Below are 20,095 nucleotides of genomic sequence, written 5' to 3'. Positions count from 1 at the left end.
CAGTAAGCTGAAATTCGATAATTTTAAAAGCTTTTTTTATAGTTCTTGAAATTGAAGATTTCCCGGCCCCATAAAAAATAGGAATAAAATTGAAATCAAAAACCGACTGATTATGTTTTAAAAAAACTTGCATGAATATCATTCTAAATTCTTCAAAAATAAGCATAATAAAATCTACGACATCCCTTAATCCCGAGAGAAAATACGTACTTATTTTACCTCGCTTAAAGATCGATTTTCGGTAATTTCAACCATATTCTCATTAGCCCATTGCACCAGGCTTTCTATTTTTGGCAACAAACTTAAACCAAGTTCGGTAAGCGAATATTCTACTTTTGGTGGCACCTGCGGATACACTTTTCTGGTTACTAAACCATCTGCTTCTAACTTTTTTAGAGTTACCGCCAGCATTTTTTGAGACACCGTACCAATCATTTTCTGTAATTCGTTAAATCTAAGCTTATCGTAATTCCCTAAAATCAAAATAACCAGTGTAGACCATTTATCTCCAAAACGATCTAAGATATTTCTAACCGGGCAACTTTCAGCCTCTGCAAAATTTATTTCATTTTTTTTCATTTTAAACCACTGATTTTCAACATTAATAACTTCAAGGTAACTTATTTCCTTATCCGAAACTTCTTGTTTAAAAGTAGAACAAATATTACCTTTACTTACCAAAAGTAACTAAATTTCTATTAGTAATTAAATAAAATTGAAATGAAAAAGACATTAATCACCGGTGCAACCGGAAGTTTAGGACAACTTCTTGTAAACGCACTTAAAAGTAAAACTGAAGTAAGTAACATTGCTGTTTTAGTAAGAGATACTGAAAAAGACATCGTAAAAGAATACCAATCTCAAGGTTTGGATATTCGTGTTTCTGATTACGAAAACTTAGAAAAACTAACTGCCGCTTTTGAAGGAATTGAGCAGGTATTTTTAATTTCTGGTAACGATCTTGGTGCTCGTTTACAGCAACACAAAAATGTGATTGAAGCTGCTAAAGCTGCAAACGTAAAACACATTTTCTATACCAGTTCAGTTAGAAAAACTGAAAGTAAAGACGCTCCTTTAAATCCAGTAATAAGCGGACATGCACAAACTGAAGAAGCTATTTTAAATTCTGGCTTAGATTATACAATTTTAAGACATAATCTTTACAGCGAAGTAGTACCAATGTTTATTCGTGATAAAGAGCAATTATTGAAAACAAAATCTGTTTACTTACCAACCGAAAATGGAAAAGTAGCATTTGTTCCAAGAAAAGATTTTGCTGAAGCTGAAGCAAATATTCTTGTTTCTCCTGAAGATTACACCAATAAGATCTACGAATTTAACGGAAGTGAACAGGTTTCTTTTGAAGAGATCAGTGAAATACTAACCGAAGTTTTAGGTGAAAAGATCGCTTATGTTTCTCCAAAAGTAGATGAATTTGAGTCTCAAATGAAAGCTGCCGGCCTACCAGATCCTATCGTAGGAATGTTAAGCATGTTTAGCCAGGGAGTTGCTAATGGTGAATTTAATTTTGAGAAAACAGATATCGAAAAAGCACTTGGCAGAAAAACCCAGACTTTAAAAGAGTTTTTAGGCGAAGTTTACGCTTAGTTAGTATTGAGTATTAAGTAGTGAGATATTAGATTTTAGACAATTTACTAATGAGTTAATTTATTGATGTGTTGATGAAAAAGCTGAAAGCTTATTACTGAAAGCCGTTAGCTGAAGACTTATCAACAATATATCATTTAATTTCTCACTACTCTTTACTCACTACTTAATACTAAGTCTCAAATTCCCCATTTTCAAAAGCCGTTCCAATCACTATTAAATCGGCTCCGGCTTTATAGGCTTTTTCTAATTGATTTGTATTTCGAATACCGCCGCCAACAATAAGCGGAATATTTAAATCCTTTTTTACCTCAGCGATTATCTGTTCAGAAACCGGTATCATTGCTCCGCTTCCTGCTTCAAGATAGATCAATTGCTTTCCCATCATTTGTCCGGCCAATGCTGTGTTTTTGATCAGCTGAATTTCACTTTGATCTATAGGCTGTGTTTTACTCACTCTGGCCACGGCACTTTGATTGCCGCCATCTAACAATAAATATCCCGTAGGAATAATTTCCAGGTCAGCATTCAACAATTTTGGCACTGCTTTTATGTGCTGCTCGATAAGATATTCAGGATTTCTGCCAGATAGTAAACTCAGTAACAAAATACCGTCTGCTTTTTCAGTAATCTGCTCTTTATCGCCGGGAAATAAAATCACCGGCAAATTAGTTTTTGCCTTTACAAAGTCTACGCAAACTTCAGATTCTTCCGCAGTAACAGTGCTACCACCAATAAAAATATGAGTAACCGCTTTAGGAAGATTTTCGATAAAATCGACATACTTTTCCGCAGAAAACTTTTCAGGATCAATTAAAACTGCAAGTAGTTTTTTATTGGATTTCGATGCTTGGATGATGGCATCTAAAAGTGTAGGCATCAATTTTAATTTAACAGAAACGTATAAACACAGGTAAATCCTTCAAATTCCAGGAACTCCAGTTCATACTCGGTTTTTTCGCCTTCAAAAGTAACAGTTCCGCTAGTAATGGCATCTTCAAAATCAAAATCTTTAATATAAATATGCTCTAAAAAGCCCAATCCCGGCTGGGCGTGCACTTTATAAATTGATTCTTTACTTCCCCAAACAATGGTTAATTTCCTGATAATTGCTTCTTCGTTTGCCAGCGTGTGATATTCTTTAAGTGGCGTAAATTTATTGGCGATTTTGATGATTTTATCGCGTTGTTTTTCAATATCAATTCCTACCGGGCGATCACTTACAATAATGGCCGTAAAATTAAAAGAGTGAGTGATCGAGATGTATTTCTCGTCACGCAGATGTGGTTTGCCCAAATCATCATACCAAAGATCCTGATCTACATAACCGGCCTCTGCCATTAAATGCCGAATGCTCATAAAACCTCTTCGATGAATTTCAGATTTCATCCCAGAGACTCTTGCGCGGCAATGTTCTGTAAGCGAAATTCCCTCACAAAGCCACTCAAAAGACTCTTCAACCTTCCAAATGAAGACTTTAGTTCCTTCCCGTGGTGTTATTGTTTTGAAAAGAGGCATGCCAGTTTATTAAATATTAATTACTTTTGCGCTTTAATTACAGATAATCAAATATAATAATATGTCTACGAATACAGTGCCTTATACGGCGTATAAAGTAAAAGATATTTCCCTGGCTGCATGGGGACGTAAGGAGATTGAACTGGCAGAAGCTGAAATGCCGGGACTAATGGCGCTTCGTGAAGAATATAAAGAAGAACAGCCATTAAAAGGTGCTCGCATCGCTGGTTGTTTACATATGACGATTCAAACTGCTGTTCTTATTGAAACATTAGTTGCTCTTGGTGCTGAAGTTACCTGGAGTTCTTGTAATATTTTCTCTACACAAGATCAGGCTGCTGCTGCAATCGCTGAAGCTGGAATCCCTGTGTACGCATGGAAAGGAATGAATGAAGAGGAATTTGACTGGTGTATCGAGCAAACACTTTTCTTTGGTGAAGATCGCAAACCCCTTAACATGATCTTAGATGATGGTGGAGATCTTACCAATATGGTTTTAGACAAGTATCCAGAACTTGCTAAGGACATTAAAGGACTTTCTGAAGAAACTACTACAGGAGTTCACCGTCTTTACGAGCGCATGAAAAACGGAACACTTCCTATGCCGGCGATAAACGTAAACGACTCGGTTACAAAATCTAAATTCGATAATAAATTCGGATGTCGCGAGAGTGCTGTAGATGCGATTCGTCGTGCAACAGATGTTATGCTTGCTGGTAAACGTGTAGTTGTTTGTGGTTATGGAGACGTTGGTAAAGGTACCGCTGCTTCTTTTAAAGGAACTGGTGCGATTATTACTGTTACTGAAATTGATCCTATTTGTGCACTACAAGCTGCAATGGATGGTTTTGAAGTAAAACGTCTTGAAACCGTAGTTGGAAAAGCAGATATCGTGATCACTACTACCGGAAACAAAGATATCGTTCGTGGTGAGCACTTTAAAGCCATGAAAGATAAAACCATCGTATGTAATATTGGGCACTTTGATAATGAAATTGATGTTGCCTGGTTAAACAATAATTACGGTGAAACTAAAGATGAAATTAAACCACAGGTAGATAAATATACTGTAGATGGTAACGATATTATTCTTCTTGCTGAAGGTCGTTTGGTAAACCTTGGTTGTGCAACAGGTCACCCAAGTTTTGTAATGAGTAACTCATTTACCAACCAAACTTTAGCACAAATCGAACTTTGGAGTAATACCGATAAGTACGAAAACAAAGTTTATATGCTGCCTAAGCATTTAGATGAAAAAGTTGCGGCACTACACTTAGAAAAAATTGGTGTAGAATTAACGAAACTTAATGAAGATCAGGCTAAATATATTGGTGTTGAAGTTGAAGGTCCATTTAAACCTGAATATTACAGATACTAACTAGAGACTAGAGACTAGAGACTAGAATTATAAAAAAATCCCGTTCAGAAATGAACGGGATTTTTCTTTTTCAGAATAATTTTTATTCTACTTTTTCATAATATAGGTAAGGACCATCACAAATCACCCAACTACTATTTACCAATTGATTTTCAGAAAAATGTAGGAATTCTGTCTTAGAATGCCTACTACAGCTTGCGATTAAATCTGGCTCCTCAAAATATTCCAGAATTATAAAATCACGCTCGTCTATAGAAAAAGTACCTTCTGCTGTGACTAATTCATCTTCAATTTTAGTTGTTTTTTGAAAGGTATGATCTTCATTAAATGTATAAGACTCTGTACCATCTTCTATGCTTATAATTTCGGCATTAGGGATCATTGCAGCTCTACTTCCAACTATTACCCATTCCTGAGGAAAATCTGAAGCCGAAAAATGCTCTACAGTAAATTCTTCAGCTACCAGCTCATCTTTATCGCAAGAGATTAAAATGAACGAGAAAACACAAAACATAAGCGTAACCAATCTTTTCATTTCTTAGGATTTATTAGCTAGATACTATAAACACCAAAAGGTTGCGTGATTTAGACCAAAGAGTAATAATATGTTGTAATAAAGTTAATGCAAATTCCTTCAAAAATCTCAATTTCTTCAGAAGGCGTTAAAAAGTTTTAAAGCTTCATAATCTCAGGTTAAACAAGATTTTTTTTTAATCTCAACTTAAGCCTATTTGTATTTTGGCGGTTCAACTAAACAAAATTCTATGAAAAATTTTAAACACCTTTTTTTAGCAGGCTTAACCACAATTTCTTTAGCCTCTTGTAGTGATGACGACGATGGAATGATCGAAACTGACGACGGAATGGAAGTAGATTCTCCTATGTTATTTGCTACAACTCATTCTGGTAACATTGCTGGTTATAATCTTGAAACCAACGAATCTTACTCTATCAGTTCTGATGCTAATGACGCTGAAGGTATTATTTACGACGACGATGAAGATGCACTAATTGTTGCCTCCAGAGACCCTTTAGCAATTCAGTATTACAGCGAGGTAAGCATGTGGGACGATACTGCTGAAGGAGCAACGGCAGACTTCTCTAGTTCTGGTGACGTATCAAGTCCTCGTGATATTGCTGTATCAGGCGACATGGTTGTAATCGCAGATAATGCCGATACCAATGGTGACGATGATGATACTCCAAACGGACGTTTCTTTATCTACACAAGAACTGCAGATGGGATGACACTAAGAAATACCGTGATGGTAGATTTTAATGTATGGGGAATCGAATTTGTAGACAACACTCTTTATGCAGTTGTAGATAATACAAACATGCTGGCAAGTTTCGATAATTTCCTTTCGAATTCTGCAGACGGAATGGTGGATGCTACTAAAATGATCGCATTAGAAGGAATTGTAAGAACCCACGGATTAGATTATGATGATGGAACAATGATCATGTCTGATATTGGTAGTGCAGATTCTGATTCTGATGGTGCATTACACGTAATTATGGATTTTGATAACAAATTCAACAATACTGAAGACGGAGCAACTTTAGCTGTTGGAGAGCAGGTAAGAATTGCCGGAGCAAGTACTATGCTTGGTAACCCTGTAAATGTTTCTTATGATGAAGATTCTGGAATGATCTACGTAGCTGAATTGGCTAACGGAAGCGGAAGAGTTCTTGCTTTTTCAGATGAAGATTCTGGAGACGCAACTCCTGCCATCAACAATATGTTAAGCGGAGTTTCTGCTGTATATTTTGAAGATTAATTTTATATAATTTCAGCATAAAAAAATCCTCGCAATGCGAGGATTTTTTGTTTTTATAGATACTACCAAAGGATATAATACCACGAGGCACTTTACTTAATTCCAACCGAATCATACACCTGCACACGTTTCCACAAATGCTCTGATTCTTCTATAAATTTTAAATGTGCTTTCTCCTTCTGGTATTTATCCTGAATCTCTTTTGAAGGAAAACTAAGTATTAAAGAATAGGTAAACGATCCATCAACAACTTCTCTTGGTGTTCCCGCCGGCTCTCCAATAAATTTAGTCTTTGCATAAAGACTGTTTTCCATAAATTTATTCAGCGATTTTAGAAAATCGGCTCTATCCTGCTCACTGTCTGGATCATTAAGCCAAAAATAAACCACATGGGTAAAGTTCTTATCGAATTCTGGTGTTACTTCCTGTGCTTTCATATTGCTAAAATTTAGGCAGAAAAAAAGCCCTAGGCATATTTTAAAAATTGTCTTCATTTTTATCGAATTTCAGTTCGCTTAAAAGTACAATTTTTAAACTTCAAATCAAGAAATCAAGGACTAGCCTCGACTGAATAAAAAGCAAAAAGTGCCGGCAAGCATAAAGCCTACCGACACTTTTCTTCAGAATCAAACATTTATTCTTCAGCCTTAACCGGCTCTTTCAATTTGCTTAGATCATGATAAAAGAAATTCTTTTCATCATTATCATTCATAGAAACAAACAACCCATTAGGAAATTTATCACCCAAAGCTGCGGTGGTTACTTCACAACCATCAGTTTCTGTAGTTCCTAGATTCAGTGCATACTCAAAACTATTATCTCCTCTACTGAAGAAATTAAAAGTTCCTTCCTGCTGATCTGAAACAATAATCTGTCCTTTTCCGTTTGGATAGATAGAAATGGCAATACCTTCGATGTCGTCTTTAAAATGCTCACCACCAAACAATGCCAATTCTTCGTTACCCATATCTGGCTCGGCATAATATTTTCTAATTCCATGTCCTTCGTCTGCACAGTAAATAAACCCAAGTTCATCGTCCACTGCAATAGCTTCGATTTCTTTCTTTCCGCTAAACAATCCAAACTCACGTACAACTTTTGGTGCTAAATGATCGCCTGCAGGCTCTAATTCTATTTGATGCAAATAACCTTCTTTAGGACCATTTTTACGACCAACAATGACATAGGTTTTCCCAGATTTTGGTGATTTATAAATTGAAATTCCCATTGGCAAACTCATTTCATTCTCACGAGTATCCTGAAAAACTTTAAATCCGCCGTTATCTAAAGGTTTCATATCTGGTACCGAGAAAATTCTAATCTGCTCACGTTCTCTTTCAGTAAAAATCATAATATCGGTTACCGTGCTATCATTCAATTTCACATCATATTCTACATCCACATTATTTGGACGTTTAAAGTTTCTCATGGTTTTAGATTCTATAATCTTTCCATCAAGATCGAAAGCGTAAATTGCGCCATCTGTATCTTTATCTGTTCCAAAAACGATACTTTCTTCAGGGTTTTCTCTATTTACCCAAATTGCAGGATCATCGGTGTCATGCAATGTTTTTTCTGTAACCACATCTGGAGCAATTTCTGGTAATTGTGTACCACATGAAGCTAAGATTAGGCAAATTAGGATCGATTTTATTTTATTCATTTTAATTCTTTTAAATTTTAAGTACCATCTACAGGCTGGTAAGCCACGACTTAAGATTGTATGTTTTTAATAATATTTTTTTCTACGGAATTGTTCACGCTCTAGTATAGATCGTATTTAAGACCAAAAGTTAAACGCTGGCTGTAATATTCCATTTGCATGGTACGATTAGCAACGCCCTGATAATAACGTAATGGCTGATTGGTGATATTGTTAAGATCTGCGAAGATTCTTAGGTTCTTATTGATCGAATACGACATATTAAAATCTACAAACAACTGCTCGTCGTAATAACGATCTTCAAAAGCATTACCGCCTAATTCATCTAAATAGGCATCAGAGAAATTTGCAGAAAGTCTTGCACTAAAACGCTTATCTGAATACGAAAGTGAACCATTGAACATATTTGGTGAAGAACCTGGTAAAGACAATTCATCCTCCCTTAGATCACCATCTTCGTTTCTAATTCCGTTTGCTTCAGAATGCAAATAGGTGTAGTTAAGATAAACTCCGAAGTTTCTGGCAAATCCTGGTAAAAAGTTTAATTGTCTCTGGAAAGAAACCTCAGCTCCGTAGATATTGGCTTTATCTCCATTTAAAGGCTGAAAAAGATCGTAACCAGTTGCCTGATCTTCGCTTATGTATGTGTATACGAAATCTTCGATATCTTTATAAAAAACACCTCCTGAAAGAATCCCAACAGAGCTAAAATAATACTCTGCCATAAAATCGAAGTTCATAGAAGTTGAAGGATCTAAATCTGTATTTCCTATAGAGATTTCTTCGTCTTCATTATTAATTGCACGATAAGGAACAAGGTCGATATAATTTGGTCTCGCCAAAGTATTAGTCCATGCAAAACGCAATACTGTATTATCTGTAGCATTGTACTTTAAATGAACACCTGGTAAAATATTAGTGTAATTACTCTCATCTCTTACCGGAGTTGCACCTTCAAAATCTCCATCTTCATTAAAGATTAATTCGTTTCCTAAACTGCTAATATTAGTAGCTTCTAAACGAACCCCAGCTAAAATCGAGAAATTCTCAGATAGTTTTTGGTTGGCCATTACATAACCTGCGTAAACATTCTCTTCAGCTTCAAAGTTTTCCTGAAGGTATTCATCTGGTAAATTATCACTTTCAAAAAGATCCTGATTATTAAGATTTAGTGTTCCTAAATAATCTGCAGATGTAAAGAATCCCGGAAGGTACTGGCCTCCAGCAAGGAATTCTCTACCATTCTGACTAATAACTTCGGTATCTTCCATAGTGTTAAATCCATTGGCTGGAGAATACTCAAAAAAGTTATTATCTCTGCTTTTATTTTTAAAACGCCCTCTGGCACCAAATTTTAAGATCCCAGAACCCTGATTAAAAAAGTCTACCGGTAGCTCGAAATTAGCAAAAACATTAATGTCTTCTTCTTCGGTGTATTGATACTCTTCAGTGATTTCTTTTAATTCGAAATCTACTGGAGAAGCAGCACTTACAGGGGTTTGTAATGGTTTTTCAGGATCGGTCCCGTTACTCACCATATACTCGGTTTCCCAGCTAATATAACGCTCGTTAGGACGCTCTTCAGAAGCTTTTGCGTAAGATCCCATCCAATCGAATTTTAATTTTCCGAATAAATGATCTCCTCCTAAAGTATAATTTTGCATACGTTGATCTTCTAATCTACGATTTTGGATTCTTCCTCCAGGAATACCCCCTTTGGTTTCTCTCTCAGCTTCCGCAGGGAAACGTACTAAATTACCGTTAGTGATAGTAAAATCTCCCTCACCAATATCTTCACCATCTAAAATTTCTGAAGCATAAGCAAAGCGATTTTCACGATCGTCACGCCAGTTATACATCGATTTAAAATAAAGACTGTTATTATCGTTAATATCGTAGTTTAAGTTTGCAGAGAAACTTCTTCTAACACGTTGCACTAAATACTTTCTAATTTCGAAAGCACTGGTATAAGGATTTACATCCATTTCCTGCAGAATATCCTCTCCTTCTGAATCCTGCTGACCGGTGTTATACTCAAATTCATCAGACCATTCAGCCTCAACGTTATCAGATCCAAAATCATTATCGTTAATAGATGCTGAAACCATATAACCAAATTTCCCATCTTTCGTGCGATCCCCTACAAGAAAAGAACCACTAAGAATTCTTTTATCGGTAATAAAGTTAATACCAGACCCTACAGTTGCTGCAAGTCTAAAATCTTCTGGAGCAGATCTTGTAACAAGATTTACCGATCCACCAAGTGCATCACCATCCATATCTGGAGTTACGGCTTTGCTAACTTCTATCGTCTGGATCATATCAGAAGGAATAAGATCCATCTGTACATTACGGTTATCACCCTCAGCTGAAGGAATACGGCTACCGTTAAGAGTAACCGAGTTAAGCTGTGGCGCCAAACCTCTCACAATAATATTACGGGCTTCTCCCTGGTCTACCTGCATGGTAATTCCAGGAATTCTTTTTACCGCATCACCAATATTTGCATCTGGAAATTTACCAATTTGCTCTGTAGAGACGATATTAGTGATATTGGTTTTGTTTTTTTGCGCATTTAAAGCACGAGCCTGTGCGCTTAAACCACCGCCTAATAATTGTACGGTTTCTAAAGTTGTAGTTGAAGAATTTAATATAAGATCTACATCCAAAGTTTGGTTTGCAGCAACCTTAACTTCTTCGTTTAAATCTTCATATCCCATATATTTTACCACCAAAGTGTAAGTTCCCTCTGGGATTTCTACCAGTGTAAAATTACCATCAAAGTCGGTTGTAGTTCCTTTGTTTAATTCAGGGATTAGTACTGCAGCACCAGGAACGTAAATTCCGGTTTCATCTGCAATGTTTCCCCTAACGGCACCCGTTTGTGCTTGTGTAAAACTAAAATTTAGAGCTACAAAAAGCGTTACAAGTAAAAAATTAAAGTAGTTTTTGCGATTCATTATTTTGATTTTAAGAATACCCCAAAACTATATTTTACAAGGCTTTACCTCTAAAATTCTACAGCAACAAAGAGTTAACAAATTATTTTTTAACAGCTACAACAAGGCAACAATTAAGATTTCTTTACATTACAGTAACCTTTACTAAAAAGAGGGTGATTCTCTTTAAAATTGAAGCATAAAATTTACCAATTCCTGCTTTTGTTCTATCGGTAATTTTCTTCTTAATCGATAACGCGCTACCCGAACACTATCTGGAGTAACTCTTAAAATCGCAGCGATTTCTTTTGAAGATAGATTAAGCCGAAGTAACATTGCCAATCTTAACTCGGTTGAAGACAATTTTGATATTGCACGTTTAGACAATTGTTTTACAAACTGCGGATGTATTTCCTGAAAGAAACTCATAAACTCTTCCCACTCATGTTCTTCAGAAAGGCTTTTATCCAACTCTTTTGCCAGGCTTTTTATTTTAGGAACAGGATCCATTGAAGAGCGAGAAGCTAAATTTTGTAATGTAGAAGAAGTTTCAGCAATCATCTTATTCTTTTGCGCCATATTAAGGCTGTATTTTGAAAGCGATGCCGTTTTTAATCGAATTTCATCCTGAAGTTTTTTCTCTTCAATGGCCTTTCGATCTAGTTCTACTTTTAACAATTTTTGTTCGTATGCCTGAAGTTTTGCCGACTCTTGTCGTTTTCTATTGTAAAAGAAAAAAGAAACACCACTTAAAAAAAACAATAGAAAAACACCGAATATCAGCATATTTTGATTGGCTTCACTCACTTTATTTTCCTGCTTCAATAAAGCAATTTCAGATTCCTTTTGTTTAGTATCAAAAATGGTTTGCAAGGTATTCAACTGCCTAAAGTTTTGCGAATAAAAACCCTCTTCCTGTAGTTGTTCATAAATTAAACGATGCTCATAAGCTTGTTTAAATTCTCCCATCAAAGCATACAATCTCGCTAAATCTTTATGAGCACTTTCTATTTGATGATGATCTTCATAAAGTTCGGCCAACTTTAAAGCTCTGTTGGTAAAGACCATCGCATTGTTGTAATCGCCAGTTTTTCGGTAAACATCTGCAAGATTATTTACCACATTAATACGTGCTTTATGATTAAGCTCGCTAAAAACAGTATTTGATATTGTAAAGAATTTAAGCGCTTTTTCAAACTGCTCTAAATCTTCGTAAACGCTACCAATATTTTCGTTTACTATAGCTATTCCTAAACGGTCTTTAGCTTCAGTATAAAGTTCTAAACTCTTGTTTTGATGCTCTAAGGCTTTTAAATAATTGCCCTGCTTTTCGTAAGTAGTCCCCACAAGACTCTCCGCCAGGGCAAGTGGCTCTTTTAGCTTTTTTTCTTCAGAAATATGAATGCTTTCATTTAGATATTCGCGAGATTTTACATAATTTTTTAGATTAATATACGAAAGGCCAATCTTGTTCTTAATATGCGCTTCTAACTCTGGAATATTATCCTTTATTACTGAAAGTGCCTGGTTATATTGCTCGATCGCCTGTGTGTTTATTTCTACCGATTGGTAATAATCCCCAAGCTGAACGTATTTTTTAGCGATTTTTGACTGATCTCCTTCTTCTAAGGCTTTATTAAGCTCTCCTTTATATTCAAAAAATAAAGAATCATTATACTGAATCGCAGAATTCTGACTCAACATTAGATTAGAGATAAACAGGAAAAAGAGTGAGAGAAGAGCTTTCATAAAACAACTTTAGAAAACCTGAAATTTACGTTCTGGAATTAAAGTAATAGTTAGCTATTTATTATAAAACTGTAAACTTCCTTATATCGCCTCCAAAATAATTGATAAACAGCATCATACCATATTTTCTTTTATCTTTAAGTACAGCTAATTATTAACCATCAAAATAAAAGCATGAAAAAATCACTATTTCTACCCCTCTTGCTTTGTTCAATCTTCAGTTTCGCACAAGAATCTATTATAGGATTCTCTAAAGAAAGTGCTGAAAAACAAATAGAACTAGAAAGTAAATTTGAAGCAAAACTTAAAACAACCAATCTGGACGAATGGATGCAAAAACTTGCCGCCAGACCTCATTGGGTGGGCACCGAATTTGGAAAAGAAAATGTAGACTGGATCGCTAATAAATTTAAAAGCTGGGGCTACAAGACCAAAATCAAAGAATATCAGATACTTTTCCCGTATCCGAAAGTCAGACTTTTAGAAATGACTGCTCCAGAAGTTTATAAAGCAAAATTAGAAGCTAAAGCTGTAGAGGGTGATCCTTATACCTCCCAAGCCGATGAACTTCTGCCAAGTTACAATGCATTCTCTACTGATGGAGATGTAGAAGCTGAACTGGTTTTTGTTAATTACGGTGTCCCTAAAGATTATGAAGAATTAGAAAAATTAGGGATCGATGTTAAAGGTAAAATTGTTATCGCAAAATATTATGGATCCTGGCGTGGCATAAAACCAAAACTTGCCGCTGAAAAAGGTGCGATTGGATGTATAATTTATTCAGATCCCAAAGACGACGGCTATTATCGTGGTGACGTTTATCCAAAAGGGGCTTTTAAAAACAAAACCGGTGTACAACGTGGTTCTGTAATGGATATGCCCACCTATCCCGGCGATGTGCTTACACCAGGCTACGCAGCTACAAAAAATGCTGAACGGTTAGATCGCAGTGAAGCAAAAACGATCACCAAAATTCCGGTTCTTCCAATTTCTTATGAAGACGCCCAGCCGCTTCTAGAAGCTCTAGAGGGAAAAAATGCTCCGGAATCCTGGAGAGGTGCGCTACCAATAACTTACAAAATTGGCCCTGGGCCGGCGAAAGTTCATTTAAAATTAGACTTTGATTGGAAATTAGTACCTACATATAATGTAATTGCCACTTTAAAAGGAGATGAATTCCCAGACGAATGGGTTCTTAGAGGAAATCATCACGATGCCTGGGTTCATGGCGCGAACGATCCTATTAGTGGACTGGTTGCTCTAATGGAAGAAGCCAGGGCTGTTGGCGAATTAGCTAAAAATGGAAATAAACCTAAGCGCAGCATTGTCTATTGCGCATGGGATGCTGAAGAACCCGGATTAATTGGCTCTACAGAATGGGTTGAAGATCACATTAAAGAATTGCAGGAGAAAGCAGTTATCTATATTAATACCGATGGAAACGGAAGAGGTTTTTTAAATGTGGGTGGTTCGCATTCTCTGGAAGGCATGGTGGCTCAGGTTGCAAAAGTGGTTGAAGATCCACAAACAAAAGTATCGGTTTCAGAACGTAGTTTGGCTAGAAAAGTATTGAATGGCGGTGAAAATTCATTCGAACTTTATGCTTTAGGTTCTGGTTCAGATTACACACCTTTTATTCAGCATGCTGGTATTCCTTCTTTAAATCTTGGTTTTGGTGGCGAAAACGCAGGCGGAGAATATCATACGATCTACGATACTTATCCGCATTACAAACGCTTTAAAGATCCAAAATTTGAATATGGCGCAGCTTTAGCGAACACTGCAGGAAGAATCACTTTACGATTTGCCAATGCTGAGGTTTTACCAATGAAATTTCAGCCATGGTTCAAGACGATCAAAGATTATGTTCAAGAAATTCATACTAACCTAGATGAAATGCGCAAGGAAACTAAACAACATAATCATCTAGTTGAAAATAATATTTATGATTTGACGGCAGATCCTACAAAAGAGATCATTATTCCAAAGAAAAAAGAGATGGTTCCTTTCGTAGATTTTTCAGCGTTACAAAATGCACTCACTAATCTTGAAGCCACCATAGATGAATTTTCAACAATAAAACTTGAGGACTTAAATGATAATAAGAAGGAAGAATTAAATGCTATCTTGCAGAAAACAGAGCAACAATTTATTACTGAAGAAGGATTACCTAGACGGCCATGGTTTAAACACCAGCTATATGCGCCAGGATTTTACACCGGCTACGGAGTTAAAACCTTACCCGGAATCCGAGAGGCTTTAGAACAACGAAATTGGGAGGAAGCAGAACAGCAGATGACGATATTAGCCAAAACATTGAATGATTTTAACGAATATCTGCAAAATGCTATTTCTAAAATCGAATCGTAAATTATATAATATTAGTAAACTATTACGGTGCAAGCCACTGAGTATTATACCCTTTCGCGGTGCCAATAAAAAAGCCTTTCAGGAAATCCTGAAAGGCTTTTTTATATTGTAATTCTACTAAATTTCTTATGCCTCGAAAGGAACTATAGAAACGTAAGACTTGTTGTCTTTCTTTTTAGTGAATTTTACTACACCGTCAATTTTAGCATGTAAAGTGTGATCTTTACCTGCATAAACATTTTCACCAGGATTGTGAGCAGTACCTCTTTGTCTTACAATGATGTTACCTGCGATCGCAGCCTGACCTCCAAAAATCTTCACTCCAAGACGTTTCGATTCTGATTCTCTACCGTTCTTAGAACTACCAACTCCTTTTTTATGTGCCATGTTATTGGGTTTTTAGTAAGTTAATAATTTAGCTTAAAGCTTCGATTAATTCAGCTTTTTTCATTGAAGAATATCCTTCAATTCCTTTGTCTTTAGCCATCTCTTTAAGCTCTGCTACAGTGTGCTTACTTAAATCGCTATCAGCTTTTTTCTCTTCTTTCTTCTCAGCTTTGCTTTCAGAAGCTTTTTTACCACCTTTCGCAGTGATACTTTCGATTACGATTTCAGTTAAATACTGGCGGTGACCATTTTTAACTTTGTAACCTTTACGTCTTTTCTTTTTGAAAACAATTACCTTGTCTCCTTTAAGATGACGATTAATCTTTGCTCCTACTAGAGCACCTTCTATAGCCGGGGCGCCAACAGTAATGTTGTCTCCATCTCCTGTAAGAAGAACTTTATCGAAAGAAACGCTGTCTCCTTCTTCTCCTTGTAGACGGTGTACAAACACTTTCTGGTCTTTTGCAACCTTAAATTGCTGCCCTGCTATCTCTACAATTGCGTACATAGTGTCCTGTTAATTAATTACTTTCTAATTAAATATAGTTTCGCTTCTTCACAAAGCGGGTGCAAATATACTTCTAAATAATTAATTAGCAAAGGCTTCAGCTAAAATTGAATATTTTTAGATTAGATTTTTTATAAAGTGTTTTTTAAAGCGTGTGTTTCTGGCCTTCAGTAGTATTCCAGCTTTTCTTAAATAATTGCATAAACGTAAGCGTTAGTGCAAAAGTGGTTGCTGCTCCCATAGCATAAACCGTAAAAAGAATTGCACCAAGACCAACCTGATACTGACTTCTCCACATCGTTAAAAACTCATCCAAAAAGTCTGGATTTAGTTCGCTGGCATAAATTCCGAAGAAAATAGTAAACAATGTTGTACCTATAAAACCTGTAATAAGTGCTGTTGTAAAACCTTCTCCGTATTTAAATAAACCTGAATCATCATTACGTTTCGCTTTAATTGCAGACCATAATCCAAACCCAACTATTAAACAGTTTACAAAACTAAATAACGGATTAGTGTGAAGCCCTACCAGTGATAAGGCTAAAAAATAAATGATAAGCCCAATGGCAATCATTGCTCCAAATTTTACGGGGATTCCTATATTTTTCATAATTGTAAGTTTTAATGTAAGTTCACAAAAAACTACGTAAAACTATTCTAACAGCTTGTTAATTAGGATATTTAAAGCTTTTCTGTTAAAGAATTACCAAAATAAATTCTTTTAGGACGTAACAAAATTGTAACTTGAGTTACTAATTACTTGCATAACGATAAACTATACACAATGATTAACAAACTAAAGCTGGCCGCTGGCGCTCTGCTACTAAGCGCTGTTGGTTTTGCCCAGGAAGTTGAGTACACAGAATATGATCTCGATAATGGGTTACATGTAATTTTACATCAAGACAATTCGGCTCCCGTAGTAACAACATCTGTAATGTACCACGTAGGAGGAAAAGATCGTGAGGATGGCCGTACTGGATTTGCTCACTTTTTTGAACATCTTTTATTTGAAGGAACCGAGAACATTGAAAGAGGAAAATGGTTCGAGATTGTAAGTTCGCACGGTGGTAACAACAATGCAAGCACTTCACAAGATCGTACTTATTATTATGAAACCTTTCCTTCTAACAATTTAGAACTAGGCTTATGGATGGAATCTGAAAGAATGATGCATCCTGTGATTGGCCAGGAAGGTGTAGACACACAAAATGAAGTGGTAAAAGAAGAAAGAAGAATGCGTTACGACAATTCTCCTTACGGAAACCTTCTTTATGCCGTACAAAAAAACATGTTCGAAAAACACCCGTATAAAGATCCAAACGTAGGCTATATGGAAGATCTTGATGCGGCCAAATTAGATGAATTTCAAGCATATTTTGAAAAATACTATGTTCCTAACAACGCTGTACTAGTTGTAGCCGGAGATATCGATGTAAAGGAAACCAAAGAGATGATCGAAGATTACTTTGCTCCTATTGAAGCTGGCGCTGAAGTTACCAGAAATTATCCAAAAGAAGAGCCTATTACTGAAGCTGTTCATGCTGAATTCTTCGATTCTAATATCCAGATTCCAATGGCGATCACAGGATATAGAACGCCAGAGTTTGGGAACAAAGATTCTTATGTTCTTAATATGATCTCTACCTACCTTAGTGACGGTAAAAGTTCTAAACTTTACAAAAAACTTGTAGACGAGCAAAATATCGCTTTACAGGTTGGTGCTTTTAACTTAGAGCAGGAAGACTACGGGATGTACCTTGTATATTCTTTACCACAAGGCGAAACCAGTCTTGATAGTATTAATACAGAAATTGAAGAAGAAATCGCTAAACTTAGAAATGAATTAATTTCTGAAAGTGACTTCGAAAAACTTCAAAATAAAGCTGAAAACAGTTTTGTAAATTCCAATTCAAGCATTGCAGGTATCGCAAACTCTCTTGCTAGAAACTACCTTCTTTACGACAATACGAGTCTTATTAATAAAGAAATTGATATTTACCGAAATATCACTAGAGAAGACATTAAAGAGGTAGCAAACAAATACCTAAAACCTAACCAAAGAGTAATCGTAGATTACTTACCAGAGAAAAAGGAAGCGGAATAACATCAAATTAGACAAAAATGAATAAAAATATATTAGCAATTGCAGTATTTCTTTTGGGAGCTGTGGGACTAAATGCTCAGGTTGATCGTAGTACCATGCCAGAACCCGGCCCTGCACCAAAAGTAAAAGTAGAAGAACCAGAGACTTTCGAACTAAAAAACGGCTTAACCGTAATGTTGGTAGAAAACCACAAACTACCAAGAGTTGCCATGTCTCTTAGATTTGATAATCCTCCACATTCTGAAGGTCAAAAAGCCGGTGTAAGTGGCGTAATGGGAGAACTTTTAGGACAGGGAACTACCAATATGCCTAAAGACGAGTTTAATGAAAGAGTAGACTATTTAGGCGCAAGACTTAGTATTTACTCGGGCGGAGCTTCAGCAAATACACTTTCTAAATACTTCACAGAGATTCTTCATTTAATGGCAGACGGCGTTATTAACCCTAAGTTTACTGAAGAAGAATTCGATAAAACTATCGCTCGTACCAAAGATTATTTAAAAAGTAACGAGAAAGATGTAGCTTATAATGCGAGCAGAGTACGTTCAGCCTTAGCCTATGGAAAAGATCATCCTTATGGCGAATTTGAAACCGAGGAAACAATAGGAAATCTTAGCCTATCAGATGTTAAAAATTATTACCAAACCTGGTTTTCACCAGCAAATGCTTATTTGGTTATCGTTGGTGATGTAGATAAAAAGGAAGTAAGAGACCTAGTAAAGAAAGAGTTTGCTGATTGGAAAAAAACAGCAATTCCAGAAGTTAATATTCCTGAAGTTAAAAATGTAGCTCAAACAGAAATTGACTTTGTAGATATGCCAAATGCAGTACAAAGTGAGATCGCTTTGGTAAACACTATTAACCTACAGAAAAACCAGGAAGATTATTTCCCAGTAATGGTAGCTAACAAAATCTTAGGTGGCGGTGGTGAAGCACGTCTTTTCCTTAACTTAAGAGAAGACAAAGGATATACTTACGGAGCTTACTCTAGAACCGGAAACGACAAATACGCAGCAACTTTCGTAGCAAGCGCAAGTGTTCGTAACGAAGTAACCGATAGTTCTGTAGTTGCATTTTTAGAAGAAATCTATAAAATTAGAAATGAAAAGGTTTCTGAAGCTGAATTAGCTAATGCTAAAGCAAAACTTACAGGAGATTTTGTACTTAGCTTAGAGCAACCTTCTACTATCGCTGGTTTTGCTATGGAAATTGAAACTGAAGATCTAGATGAAGATTTCTACAAAGAATACCTTGAAAATATCGACAATGTTACTTTAGAAGATGTTCAAAGAGTAGCGAAGAAATATTTCCTTGCAGATCAATCTAGAATTGTAATTGCCGGTAAAGGAAGTGAAGTTGCTGATAAACTGGAAAACATGCAGTACAAAGGCAAATCTTTCCCTGTAAAATATTATAGTAAATACGGTGAAGAAATCGAAAAGCCAGATTATAACAAAGCTTTAGATCCTTCGGTTACTGTAGAAACTGTTTATTCAGATTATATAGATGCTATTGGTGGCGCAGAAGCTGCAAAAGCGATAAACACCATAGCTTTAACTGCAACTGCTTCTATCCAAGGACAGGAATTAAGTTTAGAACAACGAAAAAGCAGTGCTGGTAAATTTTATCAAACTGTTGCCGTTTCTGGAAATATTATGCAAAAACAGGTTTACAATGGTGAATCTGGCTATATGGAAGTACAGGGACAAAAAATGCCTATGAACGAAGAGCAGGTGAAAGCCGTAGCTGTAGAGGCGAATACTTTTCCAGAACTTAATGTAAGCGAAGATGCTAAAGTAACCGGAATTGAAAACGTCGATGGTAGTGATGCTTACGCAGTAAAAGTAAATGAAAGCACTACAAATTATTATGATGTAGAAAGCGGACTAAAAGTTAAAACACTTACTACCGTTTCCCAAATGGGACAAACCATGAGCATCCCAACAACTTATAGTGACTATAAAGAAGTTGAAGGTGTTAAAATGCCATTTACCATTTCTCAAAGCCTGGGACCTCAATCTTTTGATCTTAAAGTTCAGGAGATAAAAGTAAACGAAGGTGTTGAAGATTCAGATTTTGAATAATTT

At 36.0% G+C, this 20,095-nt stretch carries 17 protein-coding genes; 6 read left to right on the top strand and 11 right to left on the bottom strand.

Annotation, left to right across the window (positions count from 1 at the left end):
* Positions 1-210: 210 nt before the first annotated feature.
* On the bottom strand, positions 211-579 hold the full coding sequence (locus IIF7_RS08240) for a winged helix-turn-helix transcriptional regulator (RefSeq protein WP_084841247.1): 369 nt from the start codon (positions 577-579) through the stop codon (positions 211-213).
* Between the two features lie 141 nt (positions 580-720).
* Here IIF7_RS08240 and IIF7_RS08235 point away from each other — a divergent pair, with 141 nt between their 5' ends.
* Positions 721-1,608: an SDR family oxidoreductase gene (locus IIF7_RS08235; protein ID WP_084841204.1), complete on the top strand. Its 888-nt coding sequence runs from the start codon at positions 721-723 to the stop codon at positions 1,606-1,608.
* 172 nt (positions 1,609-1,780) lie between these two features.
* On the opposite strand, the gene IIF7_RS08230 is transcribed toward IIF7_RS08235, so the two are convergent.
* Together IIF7_RS08230 and IIF7_RS08225 are read right to left on the bottom strand one after the other, a co-directional pair.
* Complete coding sequence (locus IIF7_RS08230; RefSeq protein ID WP_084841203.1) at positions 1,781-2,488, bottom strand: geranylgeranylglyceryl/heptaprenylglyceryl phosphate synthase; 708 nt, start codon at positions 2,486-2,488, stop codon at positions 1,781-1,783.
* Between the two features lie 5 nt (positions 2,489-2,493).
* Positions 2,494-3,126 (bottom strand): 4'-phosphopantetheinyl transferase family protein, encoded by a 633-nt coding sequence (locus IIF7_RS08225; RefSeq protein WP_084841202.1) that lies wholly within the window; start codon positions 3,124-3,126, stop codon positions 2,494-2,496.
* Positions 3,127-3,187: 61 nt separating this feature from the next.
* Here IIF7_RS08225 and ahcY point away from each other — a divergent pair, with 61 nt between their 5' ends.
* Positions 3,188-4,504, top strand: coding sequence for an adenosylhomocysteinase (gene ahcY, locus IIF7_RS08220; protein WP_084841201.1), 1,317 nt, complete (start codon positions 3,188-3,190; stop codon positions 4,502-4,504).
* Between the two features lie 82 nt (positions 4,505-4,586).
* Here the strand turns inward: ahcY and IIF7_RS08215 are convergent, their stop codons facing one another.
* A complete protein-coding gene (locus tag IIF7_RS08215) occupies positions 4,587-5,039 on the bottom strand; it encodes a hypothetical protein (RefSeq protein ID WP_084841200.1) in 453 nt (150 codons plus the stop codon).
* Positions 5,040-5,268: 229 nt separating this feature from the next.
* On the opposite strand from IIF7_RS08215, the gene IIF7_RS08210 reads away from it, so the two are divergent.
* Positions 5,269-6,285 carry a hypothetical protein gene (locus IIF7_RS08210; RefSeq protein ID WP_084841246.1) on the top strand — a complete coding sequence of 339 codons (1,017 nt, stop codon included), beginning with the start codon at positions 5,269-5,271 and terminating at the stop codon, positions 6,283-6,285.
* A 92-nt stretch (positions 6,286-6,377) separates the two neighbouring features.
* On the opposite strand, the gene IIF7_RS08205 is transcribed toward IIF7_RS08210, so the two are convergent.
* The 4 genes from IIF7_RS08205 to IIF7_RS08190 all read right to left on the bottom strand — a co-directional run bounded on the left by IIF7_RS08205 (position 6,378) and on the right by IIF7_RS08190 (position 12,636).
* Complete coding sequence (locus IIF7_RS08205) at positions 6,378-6,722, bottom strand: Dabb family protein (RefSeq protein ID WP_084841199.1); 345 nt, start codon at positions 6,720-6,722, stop codon at positions 6,378-6,380.
* 197 nt (positions 6,723-6,919) lie between these two features.
* Entirely contained in the window at positions 6,920-7,948 is a 1,029-nt protein-coding gene (locus IIF7_RS08200; RefSeq protein WP_084841198.1) for a phytase, read from the bottom strand.
* A 101-nt stretch (positions 7,949-8,049) separates the two neighbouring features.
* Complete coding sequence (locus tag IIF7_RS08195) at positions 8,050-10,908, bottom strand: TonB-dependent receptor (protein ID WP_084841197.1); 2,859 nt, start codon at positions 10,906-10,908, stop codon at positions 8,050-8,052.
* 165 nt (positions 10,909-11,073) lie between these two features.
* A complete protein-coding gene (locus tag IIF7_RS08190; protein WP_084841196.1) occupies positions 11,074-12,636 on the bottom strand; it encodes a tetratricopeptide repeat protein in 1,563 nt (520 codons plus the stop codon).
* Between the two features lie 174 nt (positions 12,637-12,810).
* Here IIF7_RS08190 and IIF7_RS08185 point away from each other — a divergent pair, with 174 nt between their 5' ends.
* Positions 12,811-15,006 (top strand): M28 family metallopeptidase, encoded by a 2,196-nt coding sequence (locus IIF7_RS08185; RefSeq protein WP_084841195.1) that lies wholly within the window; start codon positions 12,811-12,813, stop codon positions 15,004-15,006.
* A gap of 126 nt (positions 15,007-15,132) precedes the next feature.
* Here IIF7_RS08185 and rpmA read toward each other — a convergent pair whose 3' ends face one another.
* The 3 genes from rpmA to IIF7_RS08170 form a co-directional block, all read right to left on the bottom strand.
* Positions 15,133-15,393 (bottom strand): 50S ribosomal protein L27, encoded by a 261-nt coding sequence (rpmA, locus tag IIF7_RS08180; RefSeq protein ID WP_013073843.1) that lies wholly within the window; start codon positions 15,391-15,393, stop codon positions 15,133-15,135.
* Positions 15,394-15,421: 28 nt separating this feature from the next.
* Entirely contained in the window at positions 15,422-15,901 is a 480-nt protein-coding gene (gene rplU / locus IIF7_RS08175) for a 50S ribosomal protein L21 (RefSeq protein ID WP_084841194.1), read from the bottom strand.
* A gap of 145 nt (positions 15,902-16,046) precedes the next feature.
* Positions 16,047-16,511 (bottom strand): DUF4199 domain-containing protein, encoded by a 465-nt coding sequence (locus IIF7_RS08170; RefSeq protein ID WP_084841193.1) that lies wholly within the window; start codon positions 16,509-16,511, stop codon positions 16,047-16,049.
* Between the two features lie 174 nt (positions 16,512-16,685).
* On the opposite strand from IIF7_RS08170, the gene IIF7_RS08165 reads away from it, so the two are divergent.
* Together IIF7_RS08165 and IIF7_RS08160 are read left to right on the top strand one after the other, a co-directional pair.
* Positions 16,686-18,008 carry a M16 family metallopeptidase gene (locus IIF7_RS08165; protein WP_084841192.1) on the top strand — a complete coding sequence of 441 codons (1,323 nt, stop codon included), beginning with the start codon at positions 16,686-16,688 and terminating at the stop codon, positions 18,006-18,008.
* A gap of 17 nt (positions 18,009-18,025) precedes the next feature.
* The gene (locus tag IIF7_RS08160) at positions 18,026-20,092 is read left to right on the top strand and encodes a M16 family metallopeptidase (protein WP_084841191.1); all 2,067 of its coding nucleotides are present in this window, start codon (positions 18,026-18,028) and stop codon (positions 20,090-20,092) included.
* Positions 20,093-20,095: the final 3 nt, after the last annotated feature.

It is taken from the genome of Zunongwangia atlantica 22II14-10F7, assembly GCF_002094855.1.
Lineage (GTDB): Bacteria > Bacteroidota > Bacteroidia > Flavobacteriales > Flavobacteriaceae > Zunongwangia > Zunongwangia atlantica.
This window is presented reverse-complemented; position numbering and strand designations above follow the sequence as displayed.

Excerpts from the sequence above, each read along its gene's own strand:
- IIF7_RS08230 (WP_084841203.1), bottom strand. The coding sequence starts at position 2,488 with ATGCCTACACTTTTAGATGCCATCATCCAAGCATCGAAATCCAATAAA.
- IIF7_RS08185 (WP_084841195.1), top strand. The coding sequence starts at position 12,811 with ATGAAAAAATCACTATTTCTACCCCTCTTGCTTTGTTCAATCTTCAGT.
- IIF7_RS08170 (WP_084841193.1), bottom strand. The coding sequence starts at position 16,511 with ATGAAAAATATAGGAATCCCCGTAAAATTTGGAGCAATGATTGCCATT.
- IIF7_RS08225 (WP_084841202.1), bottom strand. The coding sequence starts at position 3,126 with ATGCCTCTTTTCAAAACAATAACACCACGGGAAGGAACTAAAGTCTTC.
- IIF7_RS08205 (WP_084841199.1), bottom strand. The coding sequence starts at position 6,722 with ATGAAAGCACAGGAAGTAACACCAGAATTCGATAAGAACTTTACCCAT.
- IIF7_RS08190 (WP_084841196.1), bottom strand. The coding sequence starts at position 12,636 with ATGAAAGCTCTTCTCTCACTCTTTTTCCTGTTTATCTCTAATCTAATG.
- IIF7_RS08200 (WP_084841198.1), bottom strand. The coding sequence starts at position 7,948 with ATGAATAAAATAAAATCGATCCTAATTTGCCTAATCTTAGCTTCATGT.
- IIF7_RS08195 (WP_084841197.1), bottom strand. The coding sequence starts at position 10,908 with ATGAATCGCAAAAACTACTTTAATTTTTTACTTGTAACGCTTTTTGTA.
- IIF7_RS08240 (WP_084841247.1), bottom strand. The coding sequence starts at position 579 with ATGAAAAAAAATGAAATAAATTTTGCAGAGGCTGAAAGTTGCCCGGTT.
- rpmA (WP_013073843.1), bottom strand. The coding sequence starts at position 15,393 with ATGGCACATAAAAAAGGAGTTGGTAGTTCTAAGAACGGTAGAGAATCA.
- IIF7_RS08235 (WP_084841204.1), top strand. The coding sequence starts at position 721 with ATGAAAAAGACATTAATCACCGGTGCAACCGGAAGTTTAGGACAACTT.
- ahcY (WP_084841201.1), top strand. The coding sequence starts at position 3,188 with ATGTCTACGAATACAGTGCCTTATACGGCGTATAAAGTAAAAGATATT.
- rplU (WP_084841194.1), bottom strand. The coding sequence starts at position 15,901 with ATGTACGCAATTGTAGAGATAGCAGGGCAGCAATTTAAGGTTGCAAAA.
- IIF7_RS08165 (WP_084841192.1), top strand. The coding sequence starts at position 16,686 with ATGATTAACAAACTAAAGCTGGCCGCTGGCGCTCTGCTACTAAGCGCT.
- IIF7_RS08160 (WP_084841191.1), top strand. The coding sequence starts at position 18,026 with ATGAATAAAAATATATTAGCAATTGCAGTATTTCTTTTGGGAGCTGTG.
- IIF7_RS08215 (WP_084841200.1), bottom strand. The coding sequence starts at position 5,039 with ATGAAAAGATTGGTTACGCTTATGTTTTGTGTTTTCTCGTTCATTTTA.
- IIF7_RS08210 (WP_084841246.1), top strand. The coding sequence starts at position 5,269 with ATGAAAAATTTTAAACACCTTTTTTTAGCAGGCTTAACCACAATTTCT.